This window comes from Pseudomonas sp. B33.4 (assembly GCF_034555375.1).
Lineage (GTDB): Bacteria > Pseudomonadota > Gammaproteobacteria > Pseudomonadales > Pseudomonadaceae > Aquipseudomonas.
The window spans coordinates 3324106-3336158 of the sequence record NZ_CP140706.1 but is presented as its reverse complement, the minus strand read 5'-3'; the positions used below and the strand labels follow the sequence as shown (position 1 = coordinate 3336158).

Annotated in this window: 10 protein-coding genes; 3 read left to right on the top strand and 7 right to left on the bottom strand. The window is 58.2% G+C overall.

The window, feature by feature from the left end; translation table 11 throughout:
* Positions 1-9: 9 nt before the first annotated feature.
* The 7 genes from U6037_RS14585 to U6037_RS14555 form a co-directional block, all read right to left on the bottom strand.
* Positions 10-1317 carry an MFS transporter gene (locus tag U6037_RS14585; protein ID WP_179694956.1) on the bottom strand — a complete coding sequence of 436 codons (1308 nt, stop codon included), beginning with the start codon at positions 1315-1317 and terminating at the stop codon, positions 10-12.
* A gap of 140 nt (positions 1318-1457) precedes the next feature.
* Complete coding sequence (locus tag U6037_RS14580; RefSeq protein WP_179694955.1) at positions 1458-2438, bottom strand: transketolase family protein; 981 nt, start codon at positions 2436-2438, stop codon at positions 1458-1460.
* Positions 2439-2440: 2 nt separating this feature from the next.
* Positions 2441-3328, bottom strand: a complete 888-nt coding sequence (locus U6037_RS14575) for a transketolase (protein WP_322843449.1) — start codon at positions 3326-3328, stop codon at positions 2441-2443.
* Between the two features lie 107 nt (positions 3329-3435).
* Entirely contained in the window at positions 3436-4527 is a 1092-nt protein-coding gene (locus U6037_RS14570) for a glycerol dehydrogenase (protein WP_322843448.1), read from the bottom strand.
* A 131-nt stretch (positions 4528-4658) separates the two neighbouring features.
* Positions 4659-5351 carry an SDR family oxidoreductase gene (locus U6037_RS14565; protein ID WP_322843447.1) on the bottom strand — a complete coding sequence of 231 codons (693 nt, stop codon included), beginning with the start codon at positions 5349-5351 and terminating at the stop codon, positions 4659-4661.
* 31 nt (positions 5352-5382) lie between these two features.
* Complete coding sequence (locus U6037_RS14560; protein ID WP_322843446.1) at positions 5383-6183, bottom strand: shikimate dehydrogenase family protein; 801 nt, start codon at positions 6181-6183, stop codon at positions 5383-5385.
* Between the two features lie 28 nt (positions 6184-6211).
* On the bottom strand, positions 6212-7810 hold the full coding sequence (locus U6037_RS14555) for a GMC family oxidoreductase (RefSeq protein WP_322843445.1): 1599 nt from the start codon (positions 7808-7810) through the stop codon (positions 6212-6214).
* A 221-nt stretch (positions 7811-8031) separates the two neighbouring features.
* On the opposite strand from U6037_RS14555, the gene U6037_RS14550 reads away from it, so the two are divergent.
* The 3 genes from U6037_RS14550 (at position 8032) to U6037_RS14540 (ending at position 12037) form a co-directional block, all read left to right on the top strand.
* The gene (locus U6037_RS14550; protein ID WP_322843444.1) at positions 8032-9183 is read left to right on the top strand and encodes a glycerol dehydrogenase; all 1152 of its coding nucleotides are present in this window, start codon (positions 8032-8034) and stop codon (positions 9181-9183) included.
* Positions 9184-9223: 40 nt separating this feature from the next.
* Positions 9224-10396: an iron-containing alcohol dehydrogenase gene (locus U6037_RS14545; RefSeq protein ID WP_322843443.1), complete on the top strand. Its 1173-nt coding sequence runs from the start codon at positions 9224-9226 to the stop codon at positions 10394-10396.
* A gap of 138 nt (positions 10397-10534) precedes the next feature.
* A complete protein-coding gene (locus U6037_RS14540) occupies positions 10535-12037 on the top strand; it encodes an aldehyde dehydrogenase (RefSeq protein ID WP_322843442.1) in 1503 nt (500 codons plus the stop codon).
* Positions 12038-12053: the final 16 nt, after the last annotated feature.

Here is a 12053-nt window from a genome sequence, read left to right as displayed (position 1 = left end):
CTTTATGCTTCAGATTTTGTCGATCGGTACGCCGTGGTTGTTCTTCCACATCAGTACGACAGCACTGGCGATGATGGCAACCACAATCAGATAGATGTTGAACATCCAGCCCATGTTCTCTGAATACAGCCAGGTCGTCAGATAAGATGCCGTACCCCCAAACACCGCGACGCCCAATGAGATGCACACGCCGAACATCCGGGTGCGGTAGCGGGTCGGGATCTGCTCTGAAATCGATGCCGGTTTGCACCCGGTAATGAAAGCCACGAGCAGCAGGCCAGCGGTTTGCGCCACCATCAAGGTCCAGGGTTCACTGGAGATCAAACCCCACAGCGGGAACAGTGTGGCGGCAATCCCGAGTAACGATATCAGTGCGGAAATCTTGCGCCCCCATTGATCCGAGATCCATCCTGAAATTGGCAGGAACACCAGATAAATGACCTGTGCAATGCAGCTCATGGTGAACGCACTGCGTGGATCCATTCCCTTGACGCTGATCGCGTAGATCGAGGCAGAGGTCACCCAGGTGTAGTAGGTCAACGTGGCGCCGGCTTCATAGAGAAACAACCGGATGCCGTGCTGGATGATGGTGCCGCGACTCCAGCCGGGTGATGTCGACTCGCTGCCTGCACTGGGGCTGTGTTCGCTTTCCATCATATTGCGGCGCAACCACAGGGCAACCACGGCCAGAAGACCTCCAGTGGCAAAGGGAATGCGCCAACCCCACTCCTGCATCTCACTGACGGACAACACCGACGTGAGCAGTGCCATGTAGAACGTCGCCAGCAACGATCCGCAACCCACCGCCAGGAACACTGTGCTCGACCACAGGCCACGGCGTTCAGGAGGAGCAATTTCGGCGATGTAGGCGTAGGAGGTGGTGGTTTCACCACCATGGGCAAAGCCCTGGATCAGCCTGGCCAACAACAAGAGAGCCGAGGCCCAACTGCCAATGGATCCATAGGACGGTATGAAAGCGATTAACAGGCTGGCACCGGCCATCAGCAGCATGGTGCTGAGCAATACCACGCGCCTGCCCAGTCTGTCGGCGAGAATGCCAAAGAAGATTCCGCCAATCGGCCGTAACAGGAACCCGGCGGCAAACACCGCCAGGGTACTGAGCAGGGCCGAAGTCGCGTTGCTTTTGTCAAAGAGAGCCGCGGCGATGTAGACCGAAGCGACGGTGTAGATCGTCCAGTCGAACCACTCCAGCAAGTTGCCGACGCCGGTGGCAAGCAATGACTTTCTGCGCAAGGATTTACGTGTTTTGCCTTGTCCGACGGCTTGATCGGACCAGGTCTCGGTGATGTTATTCATTATTGGCTCCGAGATGTTTCATCAACCACGGGAAGTGGGGACGACTATGGTTTTTGCGTGAATCTCCCTGAAAAAACGCGCTATCCAGTTCAGAAAAAATCACTGCGGGAGCGAGCAGGGTCGCTCCCGCAGGACTGGGATCAGGCGTTCAGGTGCGCCAGTGCCACTTCTTCGATGCCAGCGGCATCGAGCTTGTAGTGTTGGTACAGGTGAGTCGGCGGGGCGATCAGACTGTACTCGTCGTAGATGCCGTGCCGCTTGAGCTTCACACCGACGCCTTCGTCCGCCAGGACTTCAGCCACGGCAGCGCCGAGGCCGCCGAGCACGTTGTGCTCTTCGACAGTCATCATGCGTTTGCTGCGGGCGGCGGCACGCAGAATGGCATCGCGGTCAATTGGTTTGATCGAAGCCATGTCGATAACGCCTACTGAACGGCCCTCGGCGTTCATTTTGCGAGCGGCGGCCAGCGCCGGATGTACGGTGATGCCGCAGGCGATGATGGTCAGTTCGTCGCCTTCGAAATGCTCATGTGCCTTGCCGAACTCAAAGACCACACCATCCTCGTAAACGATCGGGTCACGACCGCGACCGATACGGAAATACACCGGTTTGTCATAGGTGGCCGAAGCTTTGATCGCTGCCACCAACTGTGGGCCGTCCGCCGGTGAAACCACCGCGAGATCCGCGATTGAACGCATGGTGGCGATGTCTTCTGTGGCATGGTGCGAGGTGCCGTAGAAACCAAGAGAAATACCTGTGTGGTGGCCGATCAGGCGCACGGGTTGCGCCGAATAGGCAACGTCCATGCGAATCTGCTCGCAGCACAGCAGGCCAAGGAACGAGGCGAAGGTCGCCACGAACGGCATCACGCCACATGTAGCCAGACCGGCCGCGGCCGTCACCATGTTTTGCTCCGAGATACCGAACTGCAGGTAACGTTCGGGAAAGCGGGAGGCGAATTTGTTCAAACCATTGGAATACTGCAAGTCCGCTGAACCAGCCATTACCGGATAACCAGCCTCGGTCAGTTCGATCAGTGCATCAGACAGGTACGACAGGCCTGGGTTGAGGGCGTTGAGGCCACGGTACTGCCAGGAATTGGGGGAAAGAGGGGCGTTCATGTTCAGATCTCCGTGGCTTCAATTTCAGCGATGGCGCGTTTGGCGTCTTCCGGGTCGAGATAACCGAGGTGCCAGCCGGGTTCGGTCTCCATATAGGAAACACCTTTGCCTTTGACGGTCTTGGCGATGATGCACACGGGTTTGTCGCGTTTTTCATCGGCCTTCACCCGGCGCAGGGTCTCGGTCACTTCAGCGATGTTGTGGCCATCGATGACATGGACTTCCCAACCGAATGCACGCCATTTTTCATCCAGCGGCTCAATGCCAATGACGTCGTCGACTTCACCGTCGAGTTGAAAACCGTTGCGGTCGACGATTGCGATCAGGTGCCTGGCCTTGTGGTGAGCCGCGCTCATGGCGGCTTCCCATACCTGGCCCTCTTGCATTTCACCGTCTCCGAGCATGACGAACACGTCGTAGATCTCGCCGGTGAAACGCTGGGCCAGGCACATGCCCAGACCACCGGAGAGCGCGTGGCCGATGGAGCCGGAAGAGAAGTCGATGCCGGGTACTTTGCGCATGTCAGGGTGATCGCCCAGAGGGCTGCCCAGGCGGGTGTATTCATCAAGCCATTCCTTGGGAAAGACACCGAGGTCTGCCAGGATCGGGAACTGACCCACGGCAGCATGGCCCTTGCCCATGAGGAATCGGTCGCGTCCCGGCCACTTTGGTTCTTCGGGGCGGATCGTCATGACGTCGTAGTACAGTGCGGAGAACAGTTCGGCGGCGGAGAACACCGAGGTGTAATGGCCGGTCTTGGCAATTTCAATCAGCCGAATGGTTTCCAGACGGACGAATTTCGCCCGTTCCTTGAGCTTGCTGACGGTCTCGGCGGACGGCACAAAATTGCTGGCCTTCCACTGTTCTAGCGTTTCGCGGGGCGTAGACATCTCTACCTCCAGATCACAGGCATGTAGTTGTTGAAGTCGTATTTCAGTGGTGAGGGTTGAACTTCAACGGGGTGGTTGTGGGTTCATTTTCAGGCGGGAGTCGAGGGTCAATGGGTCAACCCTTCGAGTGCGCGCATGGCCGCGATCAGTTCGTCACAGGTCAGTGCATCGCCTGAGTCCGTAACGAAATTTTTCGCGTGTGGAGCTTTCAAGGTGGGTTCGGCGACCTGTCTCAGCAGTGCATCGTCGACTTCAGGCACACCCAGTTCCGCCAGGTTGCGGGGCAAGCCGATACGTTGATAGAAACTCAACATATCGCCCATGAGCTCGGCGTCCCGGTCTTCCAGCACCAGCTGTACCAGCAAGCCATACGCCACTTGCTTGCCATGAACTTGCTGTTGTGCGCCGGGGATTTTTGACAGGCCGCGAGTCATCGCATGGGCGATGGACAAACCACCGCTTTCGAACCCCAGTCCGCTCATCAATAGCACCGCTTCGATCAAGTGATCGAAGGCAACCGTAACCTCGCCAGTGCCGGCGAGGGCCAGTGCCGGTTCGGCATAACGACGAATGACTTCGTAGCACTCACGCGCCAGCACCAATCCCGACAACGCCGGCCGGGCGCCGAACATGTTCACGCCCGCGGCTTTGTAGCACTGCTCAGCTTCGAATTTCTTGGTCAGGGCATCGGCGATACCCGCCAGCAAAAACGGGCGTGGCGCCTGAGCAATCAGCGAGGTGTCCACCAGCACGTAGCGAGGGCTGACCAGCAAGTGGCCGACTTCGCTGAGTTGGTGATGGTCGTCGTAGATCACATAGTTTTTCGAGGTGGGTGCGTCGTTAGAGGCCACAGTGGGCATGGTGATCAGGGCGCGCCCCGAAGAGTGGGCGAGGGCTTTGCCGGCATCGATGCACTTGCCTCCACCGACGGCCAGGATCATCTCGAATTCGATATTCGCGGCGGCGGCCCGCAGGCCCGCGATACCGTCGGCGGTGATCTCGCCATCGTATGTGATGTAGTGCAGCTCGACTTGTGCATGGGCACATGAGTCGTCGAGTCGTTGGCGGATCAGTCCCAGCACATAGCTGTCGATTACCACTACGGCGCTGCGTCCACAGTGCGCCAGGTAGGCACCCGCTTGAGCGAGCACTTCAGTGCCCTGGACATAACGCCCGGGCGAGCCGAAAACCAGATTCATTCAGCACCTCTCACTTGACTGCTTATTGTTATTCGAGGCTCGGCGGGCAGGGTGCCGAGCAATCGATCTTGTTGTGATGCATGATATATCATGTTTTTTGACGGTCAAGCACTCAATCGACGAGTTGCGATTCAGGCGATGGAATACCCGCCGTCTACCGGCAACGTCGCCCCTGTGACATAGCGGGCGTTGTCTGAAATCAGGAACGCAATCACATTGGCCACGTCTTCCGGAGCGCCCCAGGCCTTCATGGGAATGCGTGCCAGGATACCTTCGGAGCGGCTCGGATCTTCGAACGCGCGGCGCGACAGGTTGGTCAAAATCCAGCCCGGCGCCACGGCGTTGGCGCGTACACCATCCATTGCCCAGGCCACCGCCATGCAGCGGGTCAATTCACTGATAGCGGCTTTGCTCGAAGCATAGGCCGGTGTTTTGGCCGAACCGAAAATGCCCCACATCGAAGCGAAGTTCACCACCGACCCCCGGGCCGCTTTCAACCCGGGCAGGGCAGCGTTGGTAATTCGCAATACCGCCGTGAGGTTGACATCCATCACTCGGCTGAACCCCTCAAGCTCCCACTCGCGGATGTGATCGATGATGCCGGCAGCATTGATGACGGCATCAATGCGTTCGAACTGTGCGAAGAACTCGGTCACCGCCTCGTCGCTGGTCACGTCCAATTCTTGATAATGAAGCCCTTCGATCCGTTGCTCGGGCTCGCCAAGACCCAGGGTGTGTACGTCGTAGCCGTCGTCGAGCAGGCGTCGTGCTGTGGCGAGGCCGATTCCAGAACCGCCGCCGGTCACGATTGCAGTTTTTTTCATGGTTGTTCCTTTGGGCTTGGGGGAGGGCGTACTAAACGCCGGATTGGGAAAACAGAAACGCGGCCAGCAGATCGATCTGGCCAGTGATCATGTGCGCGCCTCGGTGGATTACGCAGCCGCGCTCGGCTGCGGCACTCAGCAGTGGGGTGATGTCAGGGTTCATCACGACCTCGCCGACCACGGTGCCAGGCGTCAGCGTTTCTACCGGTAATGGCAATGGGTCGTCGATCTTGAGACCAAGCGCCGTGCCGTTGATCACGACATCAAAGCCGCTTGCGTCGGCAGGTCCCGCGGTGACGTGTCGTGCCGGGAACATTTGCTGCAGTTCCGCCGCCAGTTCTTCGGCTTTGGCCGGTGTGCGATTGCTGATTACCAGCGCCTGGATATCTTCAGCCAGCAAAGCATGGGCGATGCCGGTTGCCGCGCCCCCTGCACCGAGCAGCAGCACTCGTTTGTCGCGCAAGTCGTGGCCTTGTTTTTTCAGTCCGGCAACGAAGCCGTCACCATCGAACATACGTCCGGTGAAACGTCCATCCGGCAGCCGCCTGGCGACGTTACACACGTTCATCAGGCGAGCAGTACCCTGCAACTCATCGCACAATTTTGCGACCTCCAGCTTGTGTGGGACGGTGACGATCACTCCCGCGAGGTTCTCGATTCCGCGCAAGCCTTCCCAGGCGGTAGCAAGGTTGGCCGGTGAGACTTCCCAGGGTACGAGTACTCCGTCATGGCCGAGACGTTCCAGTAACGGGTTGAAAAACTCAGGTGTCCGCAAATGTCTGGCAGGGTAGGTCAGATGAACCACGACCCGGGTTTTACCGCTGATAGGCATGTGATGCTCCTTTGTTGAAAAGGGGGGATCAGGCTCCGGCCGCTTGGAGCGCGGCGTGCCCCAGGATCATGTCGGCCGCTTTTTCGCCGATCATGATTGACGGGGCGTTGGTGTTGCCGGAGATCAGGTTCGGCATGATGGAGGCATCCACCACGCGCAGATTGCGCAAGCCGTGCACGCGCAGTTCAGGATCGACCACTGCCATGTCATCAGCACCCATCTTGCAGGTGCCAACCGGGTGGTAAACGGTCTTGGCGCGCTGATTGATATAACTCAGCAGGGCTTCGTCGCTGCGTACACTCGGGCCCGGATAGATTTCTTCGCCGGTGTACTGGCGCATGGCAGGTTGCCCAAGGATTTCCCGTGCCAGGCCCAGGCCTTTGATAGCGACGCGGCGGTCTTCGGGATGAGCGAAATAACGCGGGTCAACCACGGGAGCGGCAATTGCGTCACTCGACCGCAGGCGAATTTCGCCACGGCTCATCGGGCGCAAGACGCAGGTGTTGATGGTGGCACCCGGTTTCTTGATCGCTTCCTGATCGAGGTCGAAGAATACGATAGGCACAAAGTGCATCTGTGCATTGGGGCGTTGCGCAGCATTGTCGGTGTTGATGAATGCGCATGCTTCGGTGACATTCGAACTCACGGGTCCACTGCCGAACATCAGATACTGCAGGCCGTTCTTGAGTGAATTAAGCGCGTTGTCCTGGCCGTAGTAACCGTAGCGGCCATGACAATAGGCGATGGTGCCGACTTCGGCGTGGTCTTGTAGATTCTGGCCGACACCGGGCAGTTCGTGGTGCAGCGCGATACCATGGCGTTCGAGTTCCTGTGCTGGGCCGATGCCCGAAAGCATCAGCAGTTTCGGTGACTGGATGGCTCCGGCGCTGAGGATCACTTCCTTGCTGCCACGAACCTGCATCACCCGGCCCTTGCGGGTGTATTCGACTCCCACGGCCTGCTTGCCTTCAAGCAATATGCGCTGCACCGTGGCGTCGGTGACGACGGTCAATCGCCCGGACTTTTCGGCCGTGCGCAGGTAGGCCACGGCAGCACTGCAACGCCGGTTGTTTCGGGCGGTGATCTGGTTGAAACCGACACCATTCTGGCGTTCGCCATTGAAGTCCGCCGTGAAGGGAATCCCGGCTTGTTGCGCAGCTCGCACAAACCCACGAGACAACTCACACACTTGCTTCAGGTCCGAAACGCCCAGAGGGCCACCGGTGGCGTGGTAGTGATTGTCAAACCGCTCATTGTCCTCCGCGCGCTTGAAGTAAGGCAGCACCTCACGATACGACCAGCCGTTGCAACCGCTGCTGGCCCAGTCGTTGTAATCCTCCTGTTGTCCACGGATATAAATCAGTGCATTCACCGAACTGCCACCGCCCAGGACGCGGCCTTGCGGCAGGATCCGAGTGCGTCCATCCATTGTGGTTTGCGGTTGGGTTTCGTGACGCGACAGCAGGGGGCTTGAGAGTAATCGGGTGAAGCCGGCGGGGATATGGATCAGTGGATGGGTGTCGCGCGGCCCTGCTTCGATCAGCAGAACCGAGGCGCCGGCCTCGATCAGTCGGCCTGTCAGTGCACAGCCTGCGGAGCCGCCACCAATGACAATGTAATCGTGCATGCCTTTCTCCGAACAGTGTTGTTCTTGTTTTCATACATCATATATCTTCGATCCCCTCAAGCGTCAATCCCGTATTTTTCCTTGAGCAACTCCATCGAAAAAGGACTTTGTAGCAAAATATAAAACATGATATATCATCCATCAATCGAGCTGCGAGCACTCGAAAACGTCCTCAGAGCAATAACAAAAAGCCTCCACGACGAGGCCAGGATGACGATGAAATGACCCAAATGTTTGCTGCACCTGGCCGCTATATCCAGGGCTACAAGGAACTCGACAGATTGCACCGGCATGTGGCCTGGTTCGGTCGTCGGTTGATGGTAATCACCACTCAGGGCCGCTTCGACAGCCTGCGACAGACGTTGATTGCACAGTTCGCGAATATTCAGACTGAACTTCACTTTGGGATTTTTTCTGGCGAAGTAACGCGCCAGGAGATACAGCGACTTGCCACGCATATGCGCAGGCTTGAATGCGACGGGGTAATCGGAGTCGGAGGTGGCAAAGTGCTCGACGCGGCCAAGGCTGTCGCCAACCAGCTCAAGGTTCCGCTGTGCATCGTTCCCACCATTGTCTCCAACGATGCACCCACCAGTTCTCTATCCGTTTTGTATACCGAGGCGGGCGCTTTTGACGACGTACTCTTTTATGAGCGCAGCCCGGATGTTGTGGTGGTCGATACCTGGGTCATTGCACAGGCGCCAGTACGGCTGCTGGTCGCCGGAATGGGCGATGCGTTGTCGACTTACTTCGAGGCCCGCACTTGTGTGGAGGCGGACCGCGATAACTTTCTCGGTAATGCGGGAGCGGGGATGAAGGAGGGCGCTTGCGGCGCCAAGGCCACGCTCACCTCTATGGCGATTGCCCAGCTGTGTTATCGAGTGCTGCTGGAGGATGGTCTGCAAGCTCGACGCGCCGCCGAAAACAAGTGTGTGACCAAAGCCTTCAACCGAGTGGTGGAAGCCAACGCCCTCATGAGTGGCATTGGCTTCGAAAGCAATGGTGTTGCTACTGCTCACGCAGTCTATTGCGGGTTCAGCAAACTGGGTCGTCGGGCAACGATGTACCACGGTGAATACGTGGCGTTCGGCACATTGGTGATGCTGGTGCTTGAAGGCAAGTCCACCCATGAGCTGGATGCAGTCTTGAAGTTTTGCCTGAGCGTCGCCCTGCCCGTGACGTTCGAGGATCTGGGGCTGAGCGACATCACCCCGGAAGAACTCGACAGCGTGGCACGTACCGCCTCCGATCCTGGCCAAACCAGTAAGGTCGAACCGTTCGAAGTCACCTTCGATGAAATGAAAGCAGCGCTGATCTGCGCCAGCGACCTTGGCCAACTCTATAAAGAAGGTGGATCGCTACTGGCTGGCTGATGCCATCTGTAGCGCATCCTCACAATCGAAAGGTGAGCTGATGAAAGCATTCAAGGCAAGTCTGCCGCTGGCTCTGGATTTTCAGGTCGGGGCGATCAAACACATTGGGGAAAAGGTCGAACCGTTCGGAAAAAAGGTTTTCCTGATGATTGATCCGTTTCTTCAGGACAGCGATCTGGTGGCCCAGATAACCGGAAGTTTGGTCGAGCGTGGCATCGGCTTTGTCGACTTTTACGACATCGTGCCCAACCCCCGGCACACCACGATCGATCACGCAGTGGTCATGGTGCGTGAGGCGGGTTGCGACGTAGTGGTGGCGGTGGGTGGCGGCAGCGCCATCGATTCGGCAAAGGCGGTGGCATTCGTCGCCGTTCACGGCGGTCGCTGCTGGGACTACACCGAACGTCTGGGTGAAACCGTTACCCGTCCGCAAAGCCGTGGTCTGCCGTTGCTGGTTGTGCCGACCACCTCAGGCACCGGTACCGAAGCTACGCCGTTCGCGGTAATCAACAATCCGGAGCTGGGGCTTAAATGTGCCATCGTCAATCCATTCATTTACCCCAATGTTGCCTTGATCGATCCGCAGATATTAGTGTCGATGCCACCCAGATTGACCGCATTGACTGCCATCGACACTTTTTGTCACGCGCTGGAAGCCTTTATCAGCATTCACTGCACGCCTTGGGTGGAGATGGTAGCGCTGGAAGCGATTCGATTGTTTGCGGCCAACGCATTGCGGTGTGTGCAGCAAGGTGAAGATCTGGAAGCTCGCGCCAGCATGGCGTTCGCTTCGACCCTTGGCGGCATGGCGATCGCCAGTGCGGGGGTGACGGTGTCCCATGCGCTCGGCCAGCCACTGGGCGCAATGACCGATGCGCCGCATGGCGGTACTGTCGCGGCAAGTACGCCTTATGTGGTCAGTTGGACTTTGCCAGTGTGCACCGACAAGTTTGCCCGGGTGGCGGGGATTCTCGAACCTTCGACGCTGAGCCTGACTGAGGGTGACCGTGCGCTGCGTTTGCCAGACATCCTCAAGAGTCTGTTCGCCAGTCTGGGAGTTACCGACACCTTTCGCAGTTACGGTCTGCGCCCGGAGCAGGTCGATGACTTTGCCCTGACTGTCTGGACCAGTTTCAACCAGGATCTGGCTTGTCACCCAAAGAAGATCAACAACAAAGAGGAAGTCGCTGACATCGTGAGGATGTGTTTCTAGCGAAGTCGCTCTAACGCCGTGCTGACGACCGTTGTTGCACCGACCCAGTCATTGGGCCGGCAGGGATCTGCATGCTCGAAAAACACAAAAACCATCAATAAACCAGTTTCGGGAACACGCCTCAGGAGAAGCAAAAGCATGAATACCCTCGTTGATATCGCTGCAGTCCAAAAGCGCGTCGCTACCCTGACTCTGCCGGGGCAAGCCTTTATCAATGGCCGTTTTGTCGACGCGCTCAGCGGCGAAACGTTCACCAACATTTCCCCGCGCAACGGACAGGTGCTGAACCAGGTTGCATCCTGTCAGGCCGAAGACGTCGATCTCGCGGTCAAGGTCGCACGCCAGGCATTTGATAGCGGTGTGTGGTCGCAACTGGCACCCAAGGAACGCAAGAAAGTCATGTTGCGGTTTGCTGCGTTGTTCGAGCAGCACATGACTGAGTTGGCGCTGCTTGAAACCCTGGACATGGGTAAACCGGTTTCTGAGAGCAGTGGTTTCGATGTGCACGCCGTGCTCGAGTGCCTGCAGTGGTACGCCGAATGCTGCGATAAGGTCTACGACGAAGTTGCCCCTTCAGGCCCAGGTGCGCTGGGCATGATCACCCGCGAAGCCATCGGTGTGGTGGCGGCGGTGACCCCATGGAATTTCCCGATGCTGATGGCCATGTGGAAGGTCGCCCCGGCGTTGGCGATGGGCAATTCGGTGATTCTCAAACCTGCCGAACAATCACCGCTGACGGCTTTGCGCATTGCCGAACTGGCAGCCCAGGCAGGTATCCCGCCGGGTGTGTTCAACGTGTTGCCCGGCTTTGGTCCTACGGCCGGACGCGCACTGGGCCTGCACATGGATGTCGATACGCTGGTGTTCACAGGTTCCGGTGAAGTCGGAAAGCTGTTCCTGCAGTACTCGGGGCAGTCGAACATGAAACGGGTGTGGCTGGAGTGCGGTGGCAAGACGCCGAACATCATTCTCAATGACTGCCATGACCTGGAAAAAGCGGCCACCACGGCCGCCAGATCGATGTTCTTCAATCAGGGCGAAGTCTGCGTGGCGCCCTCGCGACTGATCGTCGAGCAAGGTATTGGTGATGAGTTCATCGCCGAGGTGTTGAAGGTCGCACGAAGCATTGCCGTGGGTGACCCACTCGATCCAGCCACGCAGTTGGGCGCGTTGGTTGACCGTGCGCAGATGGATCGCGTACTCGGCTACATCCGGAAAGGAAGCGAAGAAGGCGCGCAAGTCATTCTCGGGGGCGAGCGAGTTGGCGGTGCACTGGCCGATGGGTTCTTCATCCCGCCGACAATTTTTGACAACGTCACCAACGACATGACTATCGCCCGTGAAGAGATTTTTGGACCGGTACTCTCGGTGATCCATGCCAGGGATCACCTGGAGGCCGTGCGCATCGCCAATGACTCGCCTTTTGGGCTGGCTGCCAGCCTCTGGACCAGCAACCTGACCCGCGCCCACTCCATTGTTCGCTCCTTGCGAGCCGGCAGCGTCTGGGTCAACTGCTTCGATGGTGGCGACATCACCATGCCGTTCGGCGGCTACAAACAATCGGGCAATGGCCGTGACCGCTCGATGCATGCCCTCGACAAGTACTCGGAACTCAAGTCCGCCTGGATTGATCTGGCCTGAGCCTCCCGCATCACCG